The organism is Streptomyces sp. NPDC033178 (assembly GCF_055577685.1).
Genome location: NZ_JBVIPT010000031.1, coordinates 40,754 through 61,969, shown reverse-complemented (window position 1 = coordinate 61,969; position 21,216 = coordinate 40,754). Strand labels below are relative to the sequence as shown.

The following is a 21,216-nucleotide window of genomic DNA, read 5'->3' as shown; positions in this document are numbered from 1 at the left end:
CCTCATGCCCTGGAGTTGCCATGACTGCCACGCACACCACCACGGTTCCGCAAGCGACCACCGACGCCCCGACATCCGGCACGGGATCCGGAACGGGATCCGGCACCGCTTCGAACGGGCGACGCCCCGTCGAGATGCTCAAGCGACGCTGGCCGACAGCCCTGGCCGTCGCGCTCGTGATCCTGACGACGGCCGGCGGTTCGGGCGAACCCGCCGACACCGTCGGCGCGTTCGGGGACGCCCTGCCTCTGCTGCCGCTGCTGTACGTGATCATCCATCAGATCGGGAAGCCTCGCGTGACCTGGCCCGTGCTCGGTGCCGGTGTGGCCGTCATGGTCGCCCTCCGGGCGCAGGACGTGGTCTCGCAGCCCGTCGCGCTCGTGGCCATCGCGCTGGCGGTCCTGGTCCGGCGTGCCGTACGCGGAACGCCGCACGGACGGGCGTCCTTCGGGGTCCAGGCGGCGGGAGCGTTCGCGTTCGGTGCCCTCGCGCTGGTCGGACTCGCGGTCGATCCGGACCTCGGCCGCTACCTCGTGGCCGCCGGCTGGTTCTTCCACGGCGTCTGGGACTTCGTCCACCTCAGGCTCGACAAGGTCGTCGCCCGGTCGTTCGCCGAGTGGTGCGGGATCGTGGACGTCCTGGTCGCCGTCCACCTGCTCTTCCTGCTGTGACTCCTGGCCCTCCCGTACCTCCCGCTCGCTGCCGTCCGGCAGGCCGACGAGGGGAACCCGTGAACGAGGACTACGCGATCAGGATCGCGCGGGACTGGAACGTGAAGCACGACGGCGCCGGCTTCGTCACGCGATTCGAGGTCGAGTCGGATTTCCTGCGCCGGTATCCCGTCCGGCAGGTCGGCGGACGGACGATCCTCGAATTGTGGGTTCCAGCCGAAGAGCTCGACGACTTCAACTCCCACATCGTGGGAGAGATCCGACTCGTCCACGAGTTCCGCTGAGACGGCTTCGCCGTCGGCATTTGGCCGGATCCCGTACGGCAGCCGGGGCCGCGGCTCTACGTTGTGTGGTGAGACTTGCCATGGCGCGTGCTGAGGAGGCTGTTCAGTGACTCACGATTCGTCCGCACCCGCGGGCCCGTGGTCGAAGATCGACACATCGGTACCGCATTCGGCCCGGATCTGGAACTACTGGCTGGGCGGGAAGGACAACTACCCCGTCGACCACCAGGTGGGCGACGCGTTCCGTGAGTTCTTCCCGGGAATCGAGGAACTCGCCCGGGGTTCCCGGGCCTTCCTCGGCCGGGCCGTGCGCCATCTGGCGGGCGAAGCGGGTGTCCGGCAGTTCCTGGACATCGGCACCGGACTGCCCACCGTGGACAACACGCATCAAATAGCCCAGCGGGTGGTCCCCGAGGCACGCATCGTCTACGTCGACAACGACCCGCTGGTGCTGGCCCATGCCCGGGCGCTGCTGACCAGCACCCCGCAGGGGGTGACCGACTACATCGACGCGGATCTGCACGATCCCGACGCGATCCTGCAGCAGGCGGCCACCACGCTGGATCTGAGCCGGCCAGTGGCGCTCACCCTGATGCAGGTCAGCGGCCACATCGCCGACTACGACGAGGCTCGGGCCATCGTGACCAGGCTGATGGAGGCCCTGCCGTCCGGCAGCTTCCTGGCGTTCAACGACAGCGTGGACACCCACAAGGCCAATGCCGAGGCCACCCGGCGCTACAACGAGAGCGGCGCCGCCCCGTACTTCCTCCGCAGCCCGGAACAACTGGCCGGTTTTTTCGAGGGTTTGGAGCTGCTGGAGCCGGGCGTGGTCCCGCTCGCGGAGTGGCGGCCCGACCCGGGCGCCGCCGCGATCCCGTCCGAGGTGATCGCCCTCGGCGGCGTCGGCCGCAAGCCGTAGTCCGCCATCCGCCATCCGCCATCCGCCATCCGCCATCCGCCATCCGCCATCCGCCAAGGGTCCGGTCGGTCCGGAGGGGGCCGCCCTCCATGGCTCAGTCTTTGCCCGGACCAAAGGATCTCCTGAACCGGCACAGCCGTACTCCCCGGCATCCGCACCGCTCACCGCGGGCGAAAGCGGCGTTCCCGGGGCCTCCACCCCGGGGACGGATGTCCTGGTCCAGGAGGAGCCATGCGTATGTCCCGGAACGCGGCGGGAACGGTCTTCGTCGTCGGCAGTCTGACGCTGACCCTCGCCGCGCTCGCGTATCCCGCGATGCTCGGGGTGCAGAACGTGTCGAGTTCCCCGTCTCGCATCATCGCCCGCACCCCGACCGGCCCGCTCACGGAGGCCGACCGTGACTTCGTCGTCAAGGTGCGCGCCGCCGGGCTGTGGGAGTTCCCCTCCGGCGAGCTGGCTCTGACCAAGGGCACGACCCAGCCCGTCAGAACGGCGGGCGAGCACCTGATCTCGGGCCACGCCGCACTCGACGCCGAGTGCCGGCTGATCGCTCCCCGGCTGGGGATCACGCTGCCCAACCAGGCGTCCCCGCAGCAGCAGGGTTTCGTGGCGACCCTGACGGCGGACCACGGCAAGCAGTTCGACACGGACCTCGCCAACATCCTGCGCGTGACCCACGGCCAGATCTTCCCGACGGTCGCGAAAATCCGTGCCACCACCGAGAACAGCCTGGTCCGTGAACTGGCCGACCAGGCCAACGACACCGTCCTGGACCACATCTCCGTCCTGGAGAAGACCGGGCTGGTCGACTTCGACTCGGTCCTCTTCCAGGAGACGACCCCTCCGAAGCTGCCTGCCGACGATGTCACGCCGCCCGCGCCCCAGCCGGGAGCGCCGGCCGTCGCTCTCACTCCGCCGGCCGGCGGCACCTCCCCGACACCGACGCCGACCCCGTCACCGACAGTGCGGTAGGCCTGCAGCAGGCCTCCAGCGCGCGGCACCGCAGACCGTCCCGCGCGCGACTCACCGCACGCTCGCGCCAGGTATCACCGCACGCTCGCGCCGTCTCACCGCACGTTCGCGCCGTACATCTCGCCGAGCGGATCCGCGATCAGCTCGACGCGGGTTCCGTCGGGGTCGCGGAAGTAGACCGAAGTGCCGCTCTCCTCCTGGTAGTCCACCCCGGCCGCGTCGAGCCGGTCGCGCAGACGGGTCCAGGCAGCCGGTTCGACGGAGATGGCCAGGTGGTGGAGGCCGCCGAGGACTTCCGCGTACGGTCCGAGGTCGAGGCCCGGGAAGTCGAAGAAGGCGAGCAGGTTGCCGTGACCGATGTCGAAGAAGAAGTGGGTCGAGCCCTTGTAGTCGCGGTTCTCGAACATCTCCGTGAGCGGGAACTCCAGCAGTTCCTGGTAGAAGCGCACCGTCCTCTCGACGTCGCCGGAGAGCAGCGCGACATGGTGCACGCCCCGGGCCGAACTGGGCCGCCGGTCCGGGGCCAGATAGGCATCCCGGATCCGTGCCCTCTCGGTCTCGATCGCCGTCAGGTCCAAGGGGTTCTCCTGGCTCGACACGTGTGCGAACACTCCTCACACAATGGAATGGGACGCCGGCCGCGACGGGCGGGGCCGGCGCGTCACCGGCATCGCGAAAGCGGTTTGCCGTTCAACCACCGGTCACTCTAGGCATCCCCTCGGTCCGGTCAAGGGCCGCGGAGCCGGACGAACGGAGTCACATCATGGATCTGCTTCCCTTCAGCGCCTCGCACGCGACGACCGTGGCGACCTGGCCGGTCTCCGCCACGGAGGTCACGATGTGGTGCGGACGGCGGGAGTTCCCCATGGCCGCAGAGACCGTCGCGGCGTGGCAGCAGGACACGGACGTGACGGCTCGTCTGCTCGTCGAGGACGAACGACCCGTCGCGTACGGGGAGTTGTGGTTCGACGCCGAGGAGGACGAGGTGGAGCTGGCGCGGATCATCGTGGCGCCCGAGTCCCGCGGTCGTGGCCTCGGGCGCGTACTGGTCCGGGGTCTGCTCGGCGAGGCCCGCGGCTCCGGACACTCGGGCGTGTTCATGCGCGTGCACCCGGACAACGCCCGGGCTCTGCGCTGCTACCGGGGAGCCGGCTTCGTCCTCGTCGTCCCGGAACTGGCCGAGGCCTGGAACGCCGTACAGCCCGTCGACTACGTCTGGCTACGGCACCAGTGACACCCGGATGCCGATCGTCCCGTTCTTCCCTCGGCGCAGTCGGCTGCCGAGCAGGACGAGGCGGCCGGAGATGCCGTATTTGCGGGCGATGAGACGGCGAAAGTGCGCTGTGACGTCCGGGTCGCAGACCTCGGCGGTGGCGGGGAGTTGCTCGCCGGTCGGGTTGCCGCGGACGTCGCAGGGGCCGGCCAGGACGTCGGCGCGGTTGCGGATCCGCTTCACCTTCCACGAGTCCGCGACGCTCCAGACTCCGAGCGTGTCGCCGTCGCGGACCACCCACACCGGGGTCGCGACCGGCGTGCCGTTCTTCCGATAGCTGGTGGCCAGCAGATATTTGCCGGTACCGAGCCGCTCCAGCGCTGCATTGTCCACGCGGCAAGTCTAGGCGGCGGGCGGGCCCGGCGGGAGTCCGGCCGGACGGGATCCCGTCCGGCGCAATCCTGGGCCGGAAGAGCGATCCCTGACGGCTCGTCAGCGATGTGTCGGGCTTTCGGGCGCGGGATGTGAAAGGGAGTCAGACAAAGAGCCGATTTGTACGACAATCGTCCCGCTCGGAGGATCTCGCATGTCCGCCTCGCCACTCCCCCGCACCACCCGCACCACCCGCACCGCCCCCAGCGCCCGCGCTGCCCGCACGGGAGCCGCCGCGCTCACGGCACTCACCCTGGCCGGAACCGCCCTCCTCGGGGCCCCGGCCGCCTTCGCCGCCCCGGGCGACAACCGCGACGTCAAGATCCACGCGGACACGACGCCCGACGCCGACCAGCGGAACAACCCGAATGTCTGCCAGTTCTACCTCGCCGCCTTCAACTTCGACCGGGGGCAGGGTGTCACCTGGATCATCGAGCCCCAGCCGGCGAAGCGGGGAAGCGCCACCCTCACCGGCACCCTCGCGCTGCCCACCGGCACCGGCCGGACAACCGGTCTGCTGGCCCTGCCCGACGGCCAGTACAAGCTCACCTGGCAGATCGTGGACGGCAAGGGCCCGGGCAAGAACAAGGTGTTCAAGGTCGACTGCAAGACCCCGCCCGCAGGCGGACCCGAGGGCGTGACACCCGGCGGCCCCAACGGGGGCGTACCCGCGGGCGGCGGCGGTCTCGCCGAGCCACCGAGCGTGTCGGCGTTCGGAGCCGCGGCGGCGTTGGGCCTGGTAGGCGTGTCGGGCTTCGTCTACTTCCGGATGCTGCGCCGCCGGCCCGATGGCGCCGCGTAGGCGCGCGCCCAGGCCCTGGTACCGGACGCGCGCCTACCGTCTGACGAGGACGACCGTGCTGGCGTTCTCGCTGGTGACGGGCTGCGTCTGGTGGGCCGAGGACGACGGTCGGCCCCCGGACCCGGCCGCCGCACCCGCCCGGGCGCCCGGGGACGCCAAGGCGTCCCCGGGTTCCCCCGCCCCGGGTTCCCCCGCCGCCACGACACCCGAGCCCCGGCCCGGCCATGTCCGTGTGCCGCCTCCCGTCCGCCGCCCCAGCCCGGCGCCCCGGCCGCTCCCGCGGTCCAGGGCGACGGTCCTGAGGATCCCGTATCTCGGCCTGGAGGCCCCGGTCGTCGGACTGCGCCTGGACCGGAAGCGGCAGCTCACCACTCCGCCGGTGGACAAACCCGAACTCGTCGGCTGGTACGAGGGCGGCCCCTCGCCCGGCGAGGCCGGCACCGCCGTGGTGGTCGGCCACCTCGACACCGCCACCGGGCCCGCCGTCTTCGTCGGCCTCAGTGGACTGACGCCCGGCCGGCTGGTCGAGGCCCGGCGCACCGACGGCCGCACCGCCGTCTACACGGTGGACGCCGTCCGCACGTACGACAAGGAGCAGTTCCCCAGCCAGGAGGTGTACGGCGCCAGAAAGCGTCCCGAGCTGCGGCTGATCACCTGCGGCGGGGCATACGACCAGAGGACCGGCGGCTACCGGAGCAATGTCGTCGTCTTCGCGCATCTGACCGGGGCGCGCGAGCCGGATCGCCCCGCCTAGGCGACCGGCTCCGCGCCGACGGTCCGAGTCGGCGGCCCGAGTCGGCGATCCGTGTCGGCGATCCGTGTCGGCGTTACAGGCCCGCAGGGCCCGTGAAGATCGCTTTTCACCGTCCGCCCCCATGGTCCGAACCTCCGTGCAAGACTCCGAAGATGACCTCGGAGACGATCAACGCGGCGGCAGCGGGCACGTGGCGGCTCGGCGACCTCACGGTCAGCCGGCTGGGTTTCGGGACCATGCGGCTGACCGGGAGCGGCGCCTTCCACCAGGGCACGCCTAGCGATCGCGACCGGTCGCTCGGTGTGCTGCGGCGCGCGGTGGAACTGGGCGTGAACCACATCGACACCGCCGCCTTCTACTTCTCGTCCCTGCGCTCGGCCAACGAGCTGGTCAACTCGGCGCTGGCCCCGTATCCGGACGACCTGGTCATCGTCACCAAGGTCGGGCCGGGGCGTGATCCGTCGGGCGAGTGGCTGCCCTGGGCCAGGCCCGAGCAGCTGCGCGGCCAGGTGGAGGAGAACCTGCGCCAGCTCGGCCGCGACCACCTCGACGTGGTCAACCTGCGGACGCACGGCCGCCATTCGATCGCCGAGCACTTCGGCGCACTGGCCGCGCTGCGCGAGGCCGGGCTCGTCCGCCACCTCGGTGTGTCCGACGTCGACGCGGAGCAGCTCGCCGAGGCACAGGCCGTCGCCCCGGTGGTCTGCGTCCAGAACCGGTACGCCCTCGACACCCGTACCGAGATGGGCGACGACGTCCTGCGGATCTGCGGTGAGCAGGGCATCGCCTTCGTGCCGTTCTTCGCGATAGCCGGCGAAGGCGGCAGGAAGGGCGCCGACGGCAGTCACGAGGCGGAGGTCCTCGACATCGCCCGGGCCCACGGCGCGAGCCCCGCGCAGATCCGGCTGACCTGGACACTGCACCGCGGCCCGCACGTCCTGGCCATTCCGGGCACCGGCGATCCGGACCACCTCGTGGAGAACGTGGCCGCGGGAGCGATCAGCCTGTCGGACGACGAACTCGCCCGGCTCGCCTGAGGGTTGAGGATCACTTCGACATGGGGGACAGCACACTGTGGGTGGCCGCGCTGACGGCCGGGACCGCCGTGCTCGCGAGCTGGGTGACCAGCCGCGGCACCTACCGGGCCGCCCGCATCCAGGCGGACGCCGCCGCCGCGACCGTACAGGCGGACCGGCTCCGGGCTACCCGGCGGTCGGCGTACGTGGACGTCATCGAGCAGGCCCAGCGCATGGGAGACCTCTACTGGAAGGTCACCGACGCCGATCGGATCCAGGACCCTGACGAGCGGCTCGCCGCCCTCAGGGACCTGCGGATACGGCTTCAGGGCGAGTACGCCGTGCTGCGTCAGCGGGTCTGGGTGGTGGACCTGGAAGGGTCGGCGGAGGCCGCCGCGGCCGCGGACCGGCTCCGCCTCGCGACCGGCGACAACTGGCGGGCGCTCCGCGCGATGATCGAGGGCGAGGAGGGGGCGGGACAGCGGTTCGACGACTGCTACCGCCCGTTCTGGGAGTCGGTCGTGAACTTCGTCGGCCTCGCCCGCACCGCGCTGCACGAGACACGTACGTGACAGCACGTACGTAAGGACGGCGAGTATGCGGTGATCCGCGTGTGTCAGGACGGTCACTGGTCGCGCCGCTGCACCGAGATCACGGCGACAGCGGCCGCGGCCAGGGACCAGACCGCGTAGACGGTCCAGGCGCCGGTGAGCGTCCACGGGTACGCGATAGCCTGCTGGTCGACGTCGACCAGGCGGATCCACGCTCCGGTGGGCAGGGCGTGGTCGACGACGGCTGCCCAGTGGCGGTCGGCGCTGAAGACCAGGGGCAGCAGCAGGAGGATCACCACGCTTGCGGTCATGGTGGCCGCGCTGTGCCTGATGAGGGTGCCGAGGGCCATACCGAGGATCGCGGACACCGGCGCCAGGAGCGCGGACGCCACGACGACGCGCAGCGCCCCGGGGTGGTCGATCGGGACGCCGATGTGCCGGCCGGACAGAACGGCCTGGGTCAGTCCGAACGAGGCCGCCGCGACGACCGCGCCGAACACCGTCGTGACGGCCGTGACCACACACACCTTCGCCGCCATCACCGAACGCCGGGCCGGGACGGCCGTGAACGTCGTGCGGATCATCCCGGTCCTGTACTCACCCACGATCGCCGTGGCACCGATGGCGCTGAGGGCGAGCATGAGGATCATGGCGGCGTTCGCGGTGAAGGCGATCGACAGCGGGATCCCGTCCCGGACGAAGTCGGCCCGGGAACGCGCATCCTGCGCGGTCCAGTAGCGGTACGTGTCCCAGGCGGTCCCCACGTTGAACCCGATGACCGCCAGGGCGCCGATCACGAACGCCCAGGTGTTGGAGCGCAGCGACCACAGTTTGATCCACTCGGCGGCGACGAGGTCACGGAACCGGGCGCGGGGTTCGGTGACTTGAACAGAGTCGACCGTGGCCATGGCTGTGACCGTGGCCTTGTCGGTGGCGGTCATCGGGCTTCTCCCGCGAGGTATTCGACGCTGTCGGCGGTCAGTCCCATGAAGGCCTCCTCCAAAGAGGCGGTCCTGGTGGTGAGTTCGCGCAGCAGCACCCGGTGCCGGAGGGCGAGTTCACCGATTCGGTCCGCGTCCAGGCCGGACACCGTCAGCGAGTCGGCGTCCCGGCGCACCTCCGCACCCGCCCCGGTGAGCAGCGCCGTCAGCGCAGCGGGGTCCGGCGTGCGCACGGTCACGGTCGGACGGGTGCCGCGCGCCGCGAACCGAGTGAGGCTCTCGGCGGCGATGAGCGCGCCGCGGCCGATGACGACGAGCTGGTCGGCGGTGTTCTCCATCTCGGACATCAGGTGGCTGGAGACCAGCACGGTCCGGCCCTCGGCGGCCAGCCGGTGGAACAGGCCGCGAAGCCACTTCACCCCCTCCGGGTCCAGCCCGTTGAGGGGCTCGTCGAACAGCAGCACCGGAGGGTCGCCGAGCAGCGCGGCAGCGATGCCAAGCCGCTGTCTCATCCCGAGCGAGAAGCCGCCGATCCGGCGCCGCCGCGCGCCCGCGAGACCGACCTCCTCCAGCACCTCGTCCACCCGGCGGCGCGGGATGCGGTTGGAGCGGGCCAGCACGGTCAGGTGCGCCAGGGCGCTGCGGCCGCCGTGCACCTCGTGGGCGTCGAGCAGTGCGCCGACGTGGCGCAGGCCGCGCGGGCGGTCCCGGAAGCGGCGGCCGTCGACGGTGACCGATCCGCTGGTGGGATCGTTCAGACCGAGGACGAGTCGCAGAGTGGTGCTCTTCCCGGCGCCGTTCGGGCCGAGGAACCCGGTGACGTGTCCGGGCCGCACCGTGAAACTCAGATGGTCGACGGCCGTGGTGCCGCCGTATCGCTTCGTCAGTTCGTTGACTTCGATCACGGGTCCAACGGTCCCCGGGAACACGGCGGTTCGGCATCGGACCGGCGCCGACAATCGCGCAGGACGGTGTCGACCGTGGGTGTACACCCACGGTCCGATGCCCTGCGCGGATCGCGTCGTTACGATCGGCGTATGCCCGCCACACCGCGTCTTCCGCTGCTCAAGCGCATACCGCCGGGCATCTGGACGGCGGTGATCTGGTGTGCGGGTCTGGCGCTCACCCTCCTCATGCGTTTCCGGTTGCCCGGCCAGGAGGAGGCGGACGCCTATCGCACCGTGCTCATCAGCGGCGCCAAGTGGGAGGGCTGGGCACTCCTGGCGCTCGGCACCGCCCTGACGCTGGGCGGCGGTGCCCTGTTGCGCCGTCGGCCGCTGTGGGCCTTGGCGCTGATGCTCGCCGGTTCGATCGGCGGGACGAGCGCGCTGAGCGTGGACGCGATACCCCCGCTCCAGTTCCTGGCGGTCGATCTCATGCTGTACTTCATCGCGGCGGCCCGTCCCCGCAGGACCGGGATCGTCGCCGTCTCCATGGCGCTCTTCACACTCGCCGGTTTCCTGGCCGTCCGGGTGCTGAGCGGGTGGGGCATCGGAACCACGACCGAGCTGATCGTGGCGCTCACGGCCGTCATCGCCTGGCTCATCGGCGACTCGATGCACCAGTCACGGGTCCATGCCGAGCAGGTGCGCGCGCAGGCGGCGGCCCAGGCCGTCACCGCCGAACGGCTGCGCATCGCAAGGGAGTTGCACGACATGGTGGCCCACACCATCGGCATCGTCGCCCTCCAGGCCGGTGCCGCGCGGCGGGTCATCGACACCCGGCCCGAGCTGGCGCGGGAGGCCCTCGGAGAGGTGGAGAACGCGAGCCGCGAAACGCTGTCCGGTCTGCGCCGGATGCTCGGTGTGCTCCGCCGGGCCGAACCGGGCCGGGCCCCCGAGGAGACTCCGCTCGATCCCTCCCCCGCCCCCGGTCTGGCCGACATCGACCGCCTCGCCGAGCGGACGACGGCCGCGGGCGTCCGCGTCGAGGTCCGCTGGCAGGGCGAACGGCACACACTGCCTCCGGAGATCGGCATGTCCGCGTACCGCATCGTGCAGGAGGCCGTCACCAATGTCGTACGCCATGCCGGCGTCCGCTCCTGCCGGGTGACCGTCGACTGCCGGGACGAGGAGCTGGCCATCGAGGTCGTCGACAGCGGGAACGGCCCCGGGCGTGCCGCGGCCACCGGCTACGGGCTGCTCGGCATGCGCGAGCGGGTCGGCCTGCTGCACGGGGAGTTCTCGGCCGCGCCGCGCCCCGAGGGCGGATTCCGGGTGGCGGCGCGGCTGCCCGTACCGGCGGGTGTGCGATGACGGTCCGGGTGGTACTGGCCGACGACCAGCCCCTCGTCCGCGCGGCCCTGCGCATGGTGATCGGTGAGGCCACCGGCCTGGAGGTCGTCGGCGAGGCCGGCACCGGAGCCGAAGCGGTTGCCCTCGCCGCGGCGGAGCACCCCGACGTCGTGGTCATGGACATCCGCATGCCCGGCATGGACGGTATCGAGGCGACCCGGCTGATCGCGGAGGGTTCCGGCGGGACCCAGGTCATCATGCTGACGACCTTCGACGATGACGACTATCTGTACGGGGCGCTGCGCGCGGGCGCGGCCGGATTCCTCGTCAAGGACATGGCCCTGGACGACATCCTCGACGCGATCCGGGTCGTCGCCACCGGGGACGGGCTGCTCGCGCCGAGTGTGACACGCCGTCTCATCAGGGAGTTCGCGGAGCGTCCCGTGTCGGCCGCACCCGCCGTCCGCACGGCTCTGGGCATCACCGACCGCGAGCGCGAGGTGCTCACCCTCATCGGGAACGGCCTGTCCAACACCGAGATCGCCGCGCGGCTGTCCATCAGCGTGGCCACCGCGAAGACGTATGTGACCCGGCTGCTCGCCAAGCTGGACGCCCGGGACCGGGTGCGGCTCGTCATCATCGCGTACGAGGCGGGGCTGGTCGCGTCTACGCGTTGAGGGATCGCAGCCAGGTGGTCAGCAGCCGGTTGACCTCCTCGGGGCGTTCCTGCTGCACCCAGTGGCCGCAGCCCTCGACGAGGTGCGAGGAGACCAGGCCGGGAAGCGTGGTCGGGAACGCCTCGATGGCACTGGCCAACCACGCGATGGAGGCGTCGAGTCGGCCCGCGACGAAGAGCGACGGCTGGGTGATCGGGGCACCGTCCCACTCGGCGAGGTCCTCCCAGTCCTGGTCCATGTTGCGGTAGCGGTTGAGCGCGCCGGTGAATCCGGTGCGCTCGAACTCGCCCACGCAGAAGTCGAGTTCGGCGTCCGAGAGCCAGGACGGCCGGTCCTTCACGAACCGGTCGGAGAGCTTGCCGCCCGCCGGGACGAAGAAGACACCGGCCTCTCCCGACTCGGGCATGGTGTCGGCCGACAGTGTCGCGTAGAAGCCCGTCAGCCACGCCCGTACATCCGGCTCGATCTCCGACTCCGCCCGGCCGGGCTCCTGGAAGTAGCGGACGTAGAACTCCTCGTCCCCGCCGATCATGGCGAAGGCGTCGGACGGGCGCATCCCGCCCCGCGGCGCGTACGGCACGCCGAGCAGTCCCACCGCGGAGAAGACGTCGGGCCTGAGCAGCGCGGAGTCGGCGGCGATGGTCGAGCCCCAGTCGTGGCCGACGATCACGGCGGTCTCCTCGCCGAGGGCGCGGACGACGGCGACGTTGTCCTCGACGTGCGCCCCGATGCGGTACGCCTCCACGGTGTCGGGCACCGACGAGCGCCCGTAGCCGCGTACGTCGATGGCGACGGCGCGGAATCCCGCCTCGGCGAGTGCGGGGAGCTGGTGGCGCCACGAGTACCAGAGCTCGGGAAAGCCGTGGACCAGCAGGACAAGGGGGCCGGCGCCCTGTTCCACGAGGTGGATACGGCCACCGGGGACGTCCACCATCCGATGCTGGGCGCCCGCCGGGGTGAACGGGTCTGCGGCCTGCGACATGGGTCCTCCTCGGACTGGGATGCACTGCTGTCGATCATTGCTCCGGTTCCAGGAGGGGGCGAGGGACGTTGCTGTTTCGGCAACAACGCCCGGAGGGGGCACACCACCCCCGCGGATGTGCCCCCTCCGAAACGCCCCCTCCGAAGCGCCCCACCGCCGAGTCGGGCACCTTCTAGCCGCTCCCCGTTCGGTGCCTTGCCCTCGAACAGTTTGCGAACCGTGTCGGTGTCGGGCGCCAGGCCCTCGGAACCGGGGCCGTGGCCCGTGCGATCGAGCCCCCAGATGACGTCGTCGGGAATGATCCCCGACGCCTGTGCGGCGAGTCCCGCCCCCGCCAGGGCCGTGACGGTGGCGACCGCGACCACCCAGCCACGCCCGCGCCGCGGCCGGTACGCGTCGGCCCGGCGCCAGCTGCGCGGGCGCGGATCCGTGGCGAGCACCCGGGCCAGGACCATCCGATCCGCCGCCTCACTCACCACCACCCGGTCGGCTAACGGATCGGCGGGGCCCATCAGTTGACGTACCCGGGCCTCCGTCTCCACGGTCTCCTCGCGTGCCCTCATGTCCGCCTCCACGGTCTCCTCGCGTGCCCTCATGTCCGCCTCCCCTTCAGCCGCAGACCAGTACCCAACAGGCGGCGCGCGTCGTCGGCTGCTCGGCACGGGCCTTCGCCGTACGGCTGCACCGCGCGCGCCGACGGCTGGAGAACGCGCTGGCACGGACGGAGCAGGAGGAGCCGCGGGGACGGCGCCACGAACTGGACGGGGAGCTGGGGGACCGTACAGCCAGGGCAGCGACTCCTCCGGCATGTTCGGGACCTTGTCCAGGTGTCGCCAGGCGACGACGAAGGTCTCGGAGGCGATGTCCTTGGCCGCCTCCGCGTCACCCGCCCGCCGTTCGGCGAAGCGCAGCACCTGCCGGTAGTTACAGGCGAGTTCTCGCCGACTGACGAACACTCGGCCGGGCCGGTGAACCAGACCGAGGGGAGGCACGTACTGAAGGAGGGCGTTCACCTCACGGGAACGCCCACAGCAGTGACGCTGGGTCAGGACAGTCGCACGGGAGCCGTGGATGAGGCATGCACGACGGAACGTTCAGCGGATCGCACGGTTCGCCGCAATCGGCGGACTGGTGTGCGGGGGGCTGATGGTCTCGCATGCCGTGGCGAGCGAGACGCCGGACGATCCGAAGGCTCCGAACGCCGAGATGCTGGCCGCCCGGACCGGCCAGGAACTGGTCGCCGAGCTGGGCACCTCGCGTACGGCGGGCAGTTGGATCGACGCGAAGGGGCGCCCGGTCGTCGCGGTGACCGACGAGGAGGCGGCGGCCGACGTGCGTGGCGCGGGTGCCGTCCCCAAGGTCGTCCGCTACGCCATGAAGGACCTGCGGTCCGCCACCGACACCCTCAAGGACGCGCCCAAGGTGGCCGGCACCTCGTGGGCGATGGACTACGCCTCCAACCAGGTGGTGGTCCGCGCCGACACCACCGTCTCCGCCGACGAGTGGGACCGGCTGGCCAAGGTCGCCGAGAGCCTCGGCAAGTCCGTGCGGATGGAGCGCATCGAGGGCACGTTCACCCCACGGGTGAACGGCGCCTCGCCGCTCTTCGCCAGCGCCGGACGCTGTTCGGCGGGCTTCAACGTGACCAACGGACAGGCCAACTTCATTCTCACGGCCGGGCACTGCGGCCCGGTGGGCACGACGTGGTTCTCGGACCAGCAGGGCAGCCAGCAGGTCGGAGCGACCGTGTCCGGCTCGTTCCCCGGCGGTGACTTCTCGCTCGTGCAGTACAGCCCCGGCGTGGATCTCAGCGGCGCCGACCTCGTGGCCGTCGGCAACGGGGAGGGCATCCGGATCGTGGGAACGGCCGACGCCGCCGTCGGACAGAAGGTGTTCCGCAGCGGCAGCACGACCGGCCTCCAGTCCGGCGAGGTGACCGGACTGAACGCCACCGTGAACTACCCGCAGGGCACGGTCACCGGACTCATCGAGACCACGGTGTGCGCCGAACCGGGCGACAGCGGCGGCCCGATGTTCGCCGACGGACTGGCCATGGGCGTCACCTCGGGCGGCAACGGGGACTGCCAGAGCGGTGGTACGACGTTCTTCCAGCCGGTCACCAAGGCGCTGGACTCGCTCGGCGTGAAGCTGGTGACCGAGCCCGGGTCGGGCCAGGCGGCACCCTCCTCCGGGAGCACAGGCAGCGCCAACAGCGGCGCGGGCGCGGAGGCTCCCGACACGTCCTCGACCGCTCCCGGCGGCGCGGTCCTGCCCGGGGCAGGTGGCGGATCGGTGGACACGGTGCCCGAGGGTCGGACCGACAGCCTGTCCTCGGCGCTGGAGCGGATCGCGGACTTCAGAAGCCTGGGTCCCGGACTGTTCGTCATCGCGGGCAGCCTGGTCGCCCTGGTGGCCCTCCGAATCCGCTCCGAACGCGGGCGCAGGCGGTACCGCAACCAGTACTCGCAGAGCTGGGGCTGACGGCGGGCGGATCCGTCCCGGCTCCCGACCGGCGGGAAGCGCGGACGGTTTACTGGGGGGCATGACGCGCCCCAGTCACATCCCCGGCCGAGCCCCCGACGACGCCACTGCCGCCGCCGAAGCCACCTCCACCAGCGCCGAGAACCGCGCCCCCGTCATCGTCAGCTCCCCCGGCTCCTTCGCCCGGAGTGTGCTGGACGAGCGGCACCCGGCCCTCATCGAGCGCGTACGGCGAGCCACTCCGTACCCGCCCGAGCAGCAGCGCGCGCTGGACTCCCTCCTGGAGGAGATCACCAAGGGGGTCATCGAGCGGCTCGACGACAGTGAGCCCGGCGCCGAGCGGTGGCGGGACGAGCCGTACTACGGACAGCTCTGGGCGGACGTGCCGTTCCTGTGGGCGGAGAGCTTCTTCTACCGCAAGCTTCTGGCCGCCCTGGGCCACTTCACACCGGGGCCCTGGCAGGGCATCGACCCCTTCGCCCCGTTCAAGAACGCCGAACTCACGAGTTCCAAGGTCGACGAAGAGCTCTCCGCGCTCGACCGCCTGCCCGAACTCCCGGCGGAGGAGCAGGACCGCACGCTCCTGCTCTCCTCCCTCTGGGGCAACCGGGCCGATCTCGGCTTCCAACTGTCCGCCGGTGCCGGGGGGTTGGGCGAGCGCGTGGCGGGCCTCGTCGTGGACGACTCCCCCGCGCTCCTGGCGACGCTCGAAGCCGGCGAGCCCGGACAGGTCTGTCTGGTCGCCGACAACGCCGGTCCCGAACTGCTTCCCGACCTCGTCCTCGCCGACCATCTCCTGACCACTCGGCGGGCGGCCACCGTCGTCCTGCACCTCAAGCCGTACCCGTACTACGTGTCCGACGCGACCACCACCGACACCCTGGCCTGTCTCGACCGTATGACCGGTGCGGCCGGACACGCGGCCGAGGTCGGCGAGCGGCTGCGGCAGGCCGTCGGCGGTGGACGGCTGATCCTGCGCACCCACCCGTTCTCGTGCGCGCCGCATCCCTACGAGCGGATGCCGGCCGACCTCCGGGAGGATTTCGCGTCCGCCACGCTGACCGTGATGAAGGGCGACCTCAACTACCGCCGTCTGGTGGGCGATCGCCACTGGCCGGCCACGACTCCGTTCGCCGAGGCCACCGCGTACTTCCCGGGTCCGGTAGCGGCACTGCGGACGCTCAAGTCGGACGTCGTGACCGGACTCGAACCGCGGACGCTGGAGGAGCTGGACGCGGGCGAGGAAGCGTGGCGCACGAGCGGGACGCACGCCCTGATCCAGTTCGGCGCGTGCTGATCCGGTTCGGGGCGCGCTGATCCGGTTCGGGGCGTGAGCGTTCCGGTTGTGAGGACTGGGCTGTTTGTCCCCTCATGGGTCGGTGGTGCCGCTAGCGTTCGCTGGTCACCGTTCGCGTGAATGTGCATGACATGCACAGGGGGGGAGACAGCTATGGGGAACAAGCGTGTGCTGAGACATCCGGCACGGCTGATCGTCGCGTTGCTCGCCGGGTTCGCTCTGGTCCTGACCGGCACGGGCACCGCCCACGCCACGACCACCGTGGAGATCCCGGCGGGCACCGAGGGCGGCGTCTCGGCGACCGTGAAGTTCTACGGGACCGTGGTGCCTCAGCCCTACAACCCGGATCCGACCGCCTACTTCGGCGACCGCAAGTGCCAGTTGATCTACCACGACTACGACCCGTCGGCGGGCTGCGGGGGCTTCAAGCTCGGCGTCGTCCTGCACAACGTCCGCAACCAGCCCGGCTATCTGGCCGGCCTCAACAGCACCGGGAACTACTTCCAGGCGCACGCCGACACCGCCCGTACCTTCGGGTGCCTCCGGCCCGACGGCAGCTTCGACCACGGCACGAGCTTCGTCGTCCGCACCGAACAGCAGCGCCTCGGCTCGACGTACTACGAGCCGGACAGCAACTGGATCCTGTCCAGGCACCGGACCTACGACGGCGAGTACGGCCCGCACTTCTACGTCAACTTCCCTCCCGTGGAGGTGAACTGCCCGGCGGGCATGACCGCGACCCAGTACGGGCTGAAGGTCAGCAACGTCAACATCAGCATTGACGACGCGAACGTCTTCGGTACGACGACGTGGAGCACGCCTGGGCCGTTCTACGGGTGACCCGCTGTGCTTCTGGCGCCCGGACCCTCGGCGGGGTCCGGGCGCCTCTCCCGCGTCGCGGCAGGGAGTCTGCCGGCCAGTAGCGCGCCCGGTGCGGCGACCGCGGCGAGGACGGCCAGCGCGGTTCCCCTCGCGGCGGCACCGGCCGGTGCGAGCGTCGTGGCCACGGCCACCCCGAGGGCCGGACCGATGTTCATCGCGGTCTGCTGGAGTCCGCCGGAGACACCCGCCGACCGCACGCACGCCTCCCGCACGACGACAGCCGTCGCGGTGACCATCACGGGGGCGAAGCCGGCCCCCAGCAGAAGGAAGCAGCCGCCGATCGCCAGGGAGCCCGACGTCTGGTCGAGCCGGGACATCAGAAGCGTGGCGAGGGCCACAAGAAGCATGCCCACCACGGTCGTTCGGCGCGGACCGGACCGTCGCAGCAGTACGGCCGAGACCGGTGCGCCGACCATCATGGCCACCGCGAGCGGCAGCGCGTGCAGGCTGCCGTGGAGAGGGTCCAGGCCGAGTACGTCCTGGAGGTAGTACGTGCTGAGGAACAGCGTGCCGAACAGCACCGCCGACGCGGTGAGCAGGACACCGAGTGCCGAGGTGACGGTGGCCGAGCGGAACACGTCGGGCGGTACCAACGGCCCTGCCGTACGCCGCTCGTGGCGGACGAAGGCGGCGCACGCGGCCGTAGTGCAGAGGAGTCCGAGCACGCTCGCGGCCGTCCAACCGGTGTCCGGCACCCCGACGAGGGTGTGGACCAGGCACACCAGCGTCACTCCCAGCAGGCACGCGCCCCGCAGGTCGAGGCGGACGTCCGAGGCCTCCCTCGACACCCGCGCCACGAGGGCGAGCACAACCGCCGCCAGCGCCGGGACGAGGCCAAGGAAGAAGACCGACCGCCAGCCGAAGTAAGTTGCCAACGCCCCGCCGACCAGCGGGCCGAGGGCGGCGGCGGCCCCGATGGCACTGGTGCGCACGGCTATCGCCATACCAAGGCGGTCGGGCGGATACGCGGCGCGCAGCATTCCCAGGGTCGCCGGTTGCAGCAGCGCGCCGAATACCCCCTGAACGACGCGCAGTCCGATGACCCAGCCAACCCCCGGTGCCAGGCCGATCGCCGCCGAGGTGACGGCGAAGCCCAGCATTCCGAGGGCGAAGACCCGTCGGTGTCCGTACCGGTCACCGAGGCGTCCGGAGAACACGAGCAGGCTCGCGACGGCGATGAGATAGCCGGTGCTCGTCCACTGCATCTGCACGAACGAGGCGTCCAGGTCACGCCGCAGACTGGGCTGCGCGACGGTCAGCGCGGTCCCGTCGAGAGCGACCAGCGTGGCCCCGGTGATGCCCGCGATGAGCGTGAGACGCTGGTCGCGCGCCGAGTTCACCGGGCCTCCGGTCCGAGGTGGGCGTCCAGCGCGGCCCGTACAAGGGGTTCGACGCCGTCGGCCCCCGTCGCGAGCTGGAGACTGCCCCAGCCCCACAGTTGCGCGATGCCGTGCAGGTTGGCCCAGAGGGCGCCCGCCACGTCCGGCGCCCGCACGTCGGGACGTACGCGACTCACCAGGTCCACAAGGGAGTTGAACAGGGGCAGGCTGGTCTCACGCAGGCCCAGACTGTTGCTCTCCAGCAGGTCGTGACGGAACATCAGCTCGTACATACCGCGGTGGGACAGCGCGAAGTCGACGTAGATCCGGGCCAGCGCCGCGAGTTGGGCACGCGGGCCAACGTCGCCGCCGCCCGGTTCCTCACCGACTCCCCGTTCCTCACCGACTCCCGGCTCCTTGCCGCCCCGCAGCTCCTCGGCGACCTCCGCCCCCAGTTCGGCGAAGCCCTCTCGCGCGATCGCGGAGAGCAGTTCCAGGTGGGTCGGGAAGTAGCGGCGCGGGGCGCCGTGCGAGACACCCGCCCTGCGGGCGATCTCCCGCAGCGAGAGGGCCTGCGCCCCCTCCTGGGTCACCAGGTCCACGCCCACGGACACCAAACGGGCTCGAAGTCCCGCCTCCTGTTCGGTCATGGACAGTGTCTACCAGCCAGAAGTAGACACTGTCTACTCACAACTGGAGGCGCGTGCCCCGCCGAGTAGAGGTGCGTGCCCAACCGATCCGCGGGGCCCTCGAACCGCTCGCGCGCGCACCGCATACCATCACCGTGATGAGCAGCAGGACGCACCGGCGACCGCACCGCGTCACGCGGGACGCGGTGCTGCGCCCTGCCCTCGCCGTGCTGCTCGCGGCGCTGGTGATGTGTCTGGGGTACGTGCCCTCGCACGGCCGGGCGGCTCCGGCGGCCGATCCCGTCGTCACCGTCTCCGTCACCCAGGAGCGGCTGGGCTCCCCCGCCGAGCACGACCGGTGCTGCGGCCTCCCCACCCGGGAGGCGCGGGCCGTACTGCCCGTCGCGACGCACCCTCTGCCCGCGGTGCTGCCGCGTATGCCGGTCGTGGCGCGCCCGGTCGTCGCTTCGCACGTCCCCGTCCTGCCGCCCGCACGTGGCGCTCCCGATCTCCATGTCCTCCAGGTGCAGCGGATCTAGACCGACGTCCAGACCAGAGACGTCCGTCCGACCCCTCACCCACCGCCGCCCGAAGGAACCGGCGCGGCGGGGACAAGGAACGCATCCCATGAGCAGGACCAGCAAGAAGTCGGCCGCCGCGGCACGCAAGGCGCGCGTCGAGGAGCTGCGGCGGGCCGAGAAGGCCCGCGAGCGCAAATACCGCGTCCTGACGATCACGGTCAGCACGGTCATCGTCGTCGGTCTCGTCGCCTTCGGCGCCTACGGCCTCAACAAGGCGAACGACAAGGACGAGCAGCAGCAGGCGGCCGTGAAGAAGCCCGTGAAGGGCGAGAAGTCCTGGAACGCGAAGAAGCTGACGCAGAACCATGTCGCGAAGGCCGTGTCGTACCCGATGAACCCGCCGGTCGGCGGCGACCACAACCAGGCGTGGATGACCTGTGACGGCTCGGTCTACACGAAGGCGATACCGAACGAGAACGCGGTGCACTCGCTGGAGCACGGCGCGGTCTGGGTGACGTACAACGACAAGGCCGCGGACGCCGACGTGAAGACTCTCGCCGACAAGGTCGCCAAGACCCCGTACACGCTGATGAGTCCGGTGAAGGACCAGGCCGGGGCCATCATGCTGTCGGCCTGGGGCAAGCAGCTGACCGTGGACAAGGCGTCCGATCCGCGGGTCCAGCAGTTCCTCACGAAGTACGTGCAGGGCGCGCAGACCCCGGAGCCGGGGGCCGCGTGCACGAACGGGATCGACGCGTCCTGACGAGCCGGCGCCGGGCTCTTCCGTGAGCCCGGCGCCACGCCGTACCTCCGTCTCTGGCAGGCTCACCCCAGGCGCATCGTTCCGATCCCGAGCAGGACGCCCCCGACAGGGCTTCCTCGGCAGGAGGCGTGAGATGGAGACGCTCGACTCGCAGGATCCGCTCGCCGTCGCGGTGACCGAGGCGATCCGCGGCGGTGACCTGGCCACGCTCCGGCAGTGCCTCGCCGAACACCCCGGCCTCGCCGGCACACGGATCGTGCGGCGCGGCGCCGGAGCGGGGACGCGCAGCCTGCTGCACATCGCCGCGGACTGGCCCGGCCACTACCCGAACGGTCCCGCCGTCGTCGCCGCCCTCGTCGAGGCGGGCGCCGACCCCAACGCCCGCTTCGGGGGCGCCCATTCGGAGACCCCGCTGCACTGGGCGGCCAGCAGCAACGACGTGCCCGTACTGGACGCCCTCGTCGAGGCGGGCGCCGACATCGAAGCCACGGGTGCCGTGATCGGCGGCGGCACACCGCTCGCCGACGCCCGCGGCTTCGGCCAGTGGCGGGCGGCGCACCGGCTGGTCGAACTGGGCGCGTGCACGACGCTCATGGACGCCGCGACGCTCGGTCTGCTGGACCGGGTGAAGGAGGTCGTCGAGGCCGCCGAACCGCCGGGCCGCGACGCCGTGACCCGCGCTTTCTGGGGTGCCTGCCACGGCGGCCAACTGGCCGCCGCCGACTACCTGTTGGCGCGGGGAGCCGATCTCGACTGGGTCGGCTACGACAACAAGACCCCCCTCGACATCGCACGGTCGACCGACGCGGACGGGGTCGTCCACTGGCTGCGGGAACTCGGCGCGAAGGGCCGCGCCGAGCTGCCCTGACCGCGCCC

General features: G+C 71.2%; 24 protein-coding genes and 1 pseudogene. 17 read left to right on the top strand and 8 right to left on the bottom strand.

Annotated elements, in window-relative coordinates; genetic code table 11:
* The first annotated feature begins 20 nt into the window (after positions 1-20).
* The 4 genes from ACZ5VQ_RS46295 (at position 21) to ACZ5VQ_RS46280 (ending at position 2,846) form a co-directional block, all read left to right on the top strand.
* A complete protein-coding gene (locus ACZ5VQ_RS46295) occupies positions 21-671 on the top strand; it encodes a hypothetical protein (protein ID WP_469110264.1) in 651 nt (216 codons plus the stop codon).
* Positions 563-955: a hypothetical protein gene (locus tag ACZ5VQ_RS46290; RefSeq protein ID WP_469110281.1), complete on the top strand. Its 393-nt coding sequence runs from the start codon at positions 563-565 to the stop codon at positions 953-955. The genes ACZ5VQ_RS46295 and ACZ5VQ_RS46290 overlap by 109 nt, the downstream gene beginning before the upstream one ends.
* A 106-nt stretch (positions 956-1,061) precedes the next feature.
* Positions 1,062-1,874 (top strand): SAM-dependent methyltransferase, encoded by an 813-nt coding sequence (locus tag ACZ5VQ_RS46285; protein WP_469110263.1) that lies wholly within the window; start codon positions 1,062-1,064, stop codon positions 1,872-1,874.
* A gap of 231 nt (positions 1,875-2,105) precedes the next feature.
* A complete protein-coding gene (locus ACZ5VQ_RS46280; protein WP_469110262.1) occupies positions 2,106-2,846 on the top strand; it encodes a DUF4142 domain-containing protein in 741 nt (246 codons plus the stop codon).
* 95 nt (positions 2,847-2,941) lie between these two features.
* Here the strand turns inward: ACZ5VQ_RS46280 and ACZ5VQ_RS46275 are convergent, their stop codons facing one another.
* Entirely contained in the window at positions 2,942-3,445 is a 504-nt protein-coding gene (locus ACZ5VQ_RS46275) for a VOC family protein (RefSeq protein ID WP_469110261.1), read from the bottom strand.
* A 164-nt stretch (positions 3,446-3,609) separates the two neighbouring features.
* Here ACZ5VQ_RS46275 and ACZ5VQ_RS46270 point away from each other — a divergent pair, with 164 nt between their 5' ends.
* On the top strand, positions 3,610-4,080 hold the full coding sequence (locus ACZ5VQ_RS46270) for a GNAT family N-acetyltransferase (protein ID WP_469110260.1): 471 nt from the start codon (positions 3,610-3,612) through the stop codon (positions 4,078-4,080).
* Here the strand turns inward: ACZ5VQ_RS46270 and ACZ5VQ_RS46265 are convergent.
* The gene (locus ACZ5VQ_RS46265) at positions 4,066-4,452 is read right to left on the bottom strand and encodes a PPOX class F420-dependent oxidoreductase (protein ID WP_469110259.1); all 387 of its coding nucleotides are present in this window, start codon (positions 4,450-4,452) and stop codon (positions 4,066-4,068) included. The two genes, ACZ5VQ_RS46270 and ACZ5VQ_RS46265, sit on opposite strands and share 15 nt — an antisense overlap.
* Before the next feature lie 193 nt (positions 4,453-4,645).
* Here ACZ5VQ_RS46265 and ACZ5VQ_RS46260 point away from each other — a divergent pair, with 193 nt between their 5' ends.
* The 4 genes from ACZ5VQ_RS46260 to ACZ5VQ_RS46245 all read left to right on the top strand — a co-directional run bounded on the left by ACZ5VQ_RS46260 (position 4,646) and on the right by ACZ5VQ_RS46245 (position 7,635).
* Positions 4,646-5,293, top strand: a complete 648-nt coding sequence (locus tag ACZ5VQ_RS46260; RefSeq protein ID WP_469110258.1) for a hypothetical protein — start codon at positions 4,646-4,648, stop codon at positions 5,291-5,293.
* A 55-nt stretch (positions 5,294-5,348) separates the two neighbouring features.
* Positions 5,349-6,047: a class F sortase gene (locus ACZ5VQ_RS46255; protein ID WP_469110257.1), complete on the top strand. Its 699-nt coding sequence runs from the start codon at positions 5,349-5,351 to the stop codon at positions 6,045-6,047.
* A 152-nt stretch (positions 6,048-6,199) separates the two neighbouring features.
* Positions 6,200-7,084, top strand: coding sequence for an oxidoreductase (locus ACZ5VQ_RS46250; protein ID WP_469110256.1), 885 nt, complete (start codon positions 6,200-6,202; stop codon positions 7,082-7,084).
* Positions 7,085-7,104: 20 nt separating this feature from the next.
* The gene (locus ACZ5VQ_RS46245; protein WP_469110255.1) at positions 7,105-7,635 is read left to right on the top strand and encodes a hypothetical protein; all 531 of its coding nucleotides are present in this window, start codon (positions 7,105-7,107) and stop codon (positions 7,633-7,635) included.
* A 53-nt stretch (positions 7,636-7,688) separates the two neighbouring features.
* Here ACZ5VQ_RS46245 and ACZ5VQ_RS46240 read toward each other — a convergent pair whose 3' ends face one another.
* Positions 7,689-8,555, bottom strand: a complete 867-nt coding sequence (locus ACZ5VQ_RS46240) for an ABC transporter permease (protein WP_469110254.1) — start codon at positions 8,553-8,555, stop codon at positions 7,689-7,691.
* A complete protein-coding gene (locus ACZ5VQ_RS46235; RefSeq protein WP_469110253.1) occupies positions 8,552-9,460 on the bottom strand; it encodes an ABC transporter ATP-binding protein in 909 nt (302 codons plus the stop codon). The genes ACZ5VQ_RS46240 and ACZ5VQ_RS46235 overlap by 4 nt, the downstream gene beginning before the upstream one ends.
* 132 nt (positions 9,461-9,592) lie before the next feature.
* On the opposite strand from ACZ5VQ_RS46235, the gene ACZ5VQ_RS46230 reads away from it, so the two are divergent.
* Together ACZ5VQ_RS46230 and ACZ5VQ_RS46225 are read left to right on the top strand one after the other, a co-directional pair.
* Positions 9,593-10,810: a sensor histidine kinase gene (locus ACZ5VQ_RS46230; protein ID WP_469110252.1), complete on the top strand. Its 1,218-nt coding sequence runs from the start codon at positions 9,593-9,595 to the stop codon at positions 10,808-10,810.
* Positions 10,807-11,466, top strand: coding sequence for a response regulator transcription factor (locus tag ACZ5VQ_RS46225; protein ID WP_362088074.1), 660 nt, complete (start codon positions 10,807-10,809; stop codon positions 11,464-11,466). The genes ACZ5VQ_RS46230 and ACZ5VQ_RS46225 overlap by 4 nt, the downstream gene beginning before the upstream one ends.
* Here the strand turns inward: ACZ5VQ_RS46225 and ACZ5VQ_RS46220 are convergent.
* Together ACZ5VQ_RS46220 and ACZ5VQ_RS46215 are read right to left on the bottom strand one after the other, a co-directional pair.
* Positions 11,456-12,448 carry an alpha/beta fold hydrolase gene (locus ACZ5VQ_RS46220; RefSeq protein WP_469110251.1) on the bottom strand — a complete coding sequence of 331 codons (993 nt, stop codon included), beginning with the start codon at positions 12,446-12,448 and terminating at the stop codon, positions 11,456-11,458. The two genes, ACZ5VQ_RS46225 and ACZ5VQ_RS46220, sit on opposite strands and share 11 nt — an antisense overlap.
* Before the next feature lie 827 nt (positions 12,449-13,275).
* Positions 13,276-13,404, bottom strand: a pseudogene (locus tag ACZ5VQ_RS46215) (sigma factor); the annotation flags it as partial.
* Between the two features lie 115 nt (positions 13,405-13,519).
* Here ACZ5VQ_RS46215 and ACZ5VQ_RS46210 point away from each other — a divergent pair.
* The 3 genes from ACZ5VQ_RS46210 (at position 13,520) to ACZ5VQ_RS46200 (ending at position 17,066) form a co-directional block, all read left to right on the top strand.
* Positions 13,520-14,929: a S1 family peptidase gene (locus tag ACZ5VQ_RS46210; protein WP_469110250.1), complete on the top strand. Its 1,410-nt coding sequence runs from the start codon at positions 13,520-13,522 to the stop codon at positions 14,927-14,929.
* 61 nt (positions 14,930-14,990) lie between these two features.
* Positions 14,991-16,226: a damage-control phosphatase ARMT1 family protein gene (locus ACZ5VQ_RS46205; protein ID WP_469110249.1), complete on the top strand. Its 1,236-nt coding sequence runs from the start codon at positions 14,991-14,993 to the stop codon at positions 16,224-16,226.
* Positions 16,227-16,379: 153 nt separating this feature from the next.
* Positions 16,380-17,066 (top strand): hypothetical protein, encoded by a 687-nt coding sequence (locus ACZ5VQ_RS46200; RefSeq protein ID WP_469110248.1) that lies wholly within the window; start codon positions 16,380-16,382, stop codon positions 17,064-17,066.
* On the opposite strand, the gene ACZ5VQ_RS46195 is transcribed toward ACZ5VQ_RS46200, so the two are convergent.
* Both ACZ5VQ_RS46195 and ACZ5VQ_RS46190 read right to left on the bottom strand, forming a co-directional pair.
* Positions 17,057-18,448, bottom strand: coding sequence for an MFS transporter (locus ACZ5VQ_RS46195; protein ID WP_469110247.1), 1,392 nt, complete (start codon positions 18,446-18,448; stop codon positions 17,057-17,059). The two genes, ACZ5VQ_RS46200 and ACZ5VQ_RS46195, sit on opposite strands and share 10 nt — an antisense overlap.
* Positions 18,445-19,077 carry a TetR/AcrR family transcriptional regulator gene (locus ACZ5VQ_RS46190; protein ID WP_469110246.1) on the bottom strand — a complete coding sequence of 211 codons (633 nt, stop codon included), beginning with the start codon at positions 19,075-19,077 and terminating at the stop codon, positions 18,445-18,447. Before ACZ5VQ_RS46190 ends, ACZ5VQ_RS46195 begins: the two co-directional genes overlap by 4 nt.
* 137 nt (positions 19,078-19,214) lie before the next feature.
* Here ACZ5VQ_RS46190 and ACZ5VQ_RS46185 point away from each other — a divergent pair, with 137 nt between their 5' ends.
* The 3 genes from ACZ5VQ_RS46185 (at position 19,215) to ACZ5VQ_RS46175 (ending at position 21,208) form a co-directional block, all read left to right on the top strand.
* Positions 19,215-19,595: a hypothetical protein gene (locus ACZ5VQ_RS46185; protein WP_469110245.1), complete on the top strand. Its 381-nt coding sequence runs from the start codon at positions 19,215-19,217 to the stop codon at positions 19,593-19,595.
* 88 nt (positions 19,596-19,683) lie between these two features.
* The gene (locus ACZ5VQ_RS46180) at positions 19,684-20,340 is read left to right on the top strand and encodes a DUF3105 domain-containing protein (RefSeq protein ID WP_469110244.1); all 657 of its coding nucleotides are present in this window, start codon (positions 19,684-19,686) and stop codon (positions 20,338-20,340) included.
* A 133-nt stretch (positions 20,341-20,473) separates the two neighbouring features.
* The gene (locus ACZ5VQ_RS46175) at positions 20,474-21,208 is read left to right on the top strand and encodes an ankyrin repeat domain-containing protein (RefSeq protein WP_469110243.1); all 735 of its coding nucleotides are present in this window, start codon (positions 20,474-20,476) and stop codon (positions 21,206-21,208) included.
* Positions 21,209-21,216 lie beyond the last annotated feature (8 nt).

Excerpts from the sequence above, each read along its gene's own strand:
- ACZ5VQ_RS46295 (WP_469110264.1), top strand. The coding sequence starts at position 21 with ATGACTGCCACGCACACCACCACGGTTCCGCAAGCGACCACCGACGCC.
- ACZ5VQ_RS46280 (WP_469110262.1), top strand. The coding sequence starts at position 2,106 with ATGCGTATGTCCCGGAACGCGGCGGGAACGGTCTTCGTCGTCGGCAGT.
- ACZ5VQ_RS46270 (WP_469110260.1), top strand. The coding sequence starts at position 3,610 with ATGGATCTGCTTCCCTTCAGCGCCTCGCACGCGACGACCGTGGCGACC.
- ACZ5VQ_RS46260 (WP_469110258.1), top strand. The coding sequence starts at position 4,646 with ATGTCCGCCTCGCCACTCCCCCGCACCACCCGCACCACCCGCACCGCC.
- ACZ5VQ_RS46250 (WP_469110256.1), top strand. The coding sequence starts at position 6,200 with ATGACCTCGGAGACGATCAACGCGGCGGCAGCGGGCACGTGGCGGCTC.
- ACZ5VQ_RS46245 (WP_469110255.1), top strand. The coding sequence starts at position 7,105 with ATGGGGGACAGCACACTGTGGGTGGCCGCGCTGACGGCCGGGACCGCC.
- ACZ5VQ_RS46240 (WP_469110254.1), bottom strand. The coding sequence starts at position 8,555 with ATGACCGCCACCGACAAGGCCACGGTCACAGCCATGGCCACGGTCGAC.
- ACZ5VQ_RS46230 (WP_469110252.1), top strand. The coding sequence starts at position 9,593 with ATGCCCGCCACACCGCGTCTTCCGCTGCTCAAGCGCATACCGCCGGGC.
- ACZ5VQ_RS46225 (WP_362088074.1), top strand. The coding sequence starts at position 10,807 with ATGACGGTCCGGGTGGTACTGGCCGACGACCAGCCCCTCGTCCGCGCG.
- ACZ5VQ_RS46220 (WP_469110251.1), bottom strand. The coding sequence starts at position 12,448 with ATGTCGCAGGCCGCAGACCCGTTCACCCCGGCGGGCGCCCAGCATCGG.
- ACZ5VQ_RS46210 (WP_469110250.1), top strand. The coding sequence starts at position 13,520 with ATGAGGCATGCACGACGGAACGTTCAGCGGATCGCACGGTTCGCCGCA.
- ACZ5VQ_RS46205 (WP_469110249.1), top strand. The coding sequence starts at position 14,991 with ATGACGCGCCCCAGTCACATCCCCGGCCGAGCCCCCGACGACGCCACT.
- ACZ5VQ_RS46200 (WP_469110248.1), top strand. The coding sequence starts at position 16,380 with ATGGGGAACAAGCGTGTGCTGAGACATCCGGCACGGCTGATCGTCGCG.
- ACZ5VQ_RS46190 (WP_469110246.1), bottom strand. The coding sequence starts at position 19,077 with ATGACCGAACAGGAGGCGGGACTTCGAGCCCGTTTGGTGTCCGTGGGC.
- ACZ5VQ_RS46185 (WP_469110245.1), top strand. The coding sequence starts at position 19,215 with ATGAGCAGCAGGACGCACCGGCGACCGCACCGCGTCACGCGGGACGCG.
- ACZ5VQ_RS46180 (WP_469110244.1), top strand. The coding sequence starts at position 19,684 with ATGAGCAGGACCAGCAAGAAGTCGGCCGCCGCGGCACGCAAGGCGCGC.
- ACZ5VQ_RS46175 (WP_469110243.1), top strand. The coding sequence starts at position 20,474 with ATGGAGACGCTCGACTCGCAGGATCCGCTCGCCGTCGCGGTGACCGAG.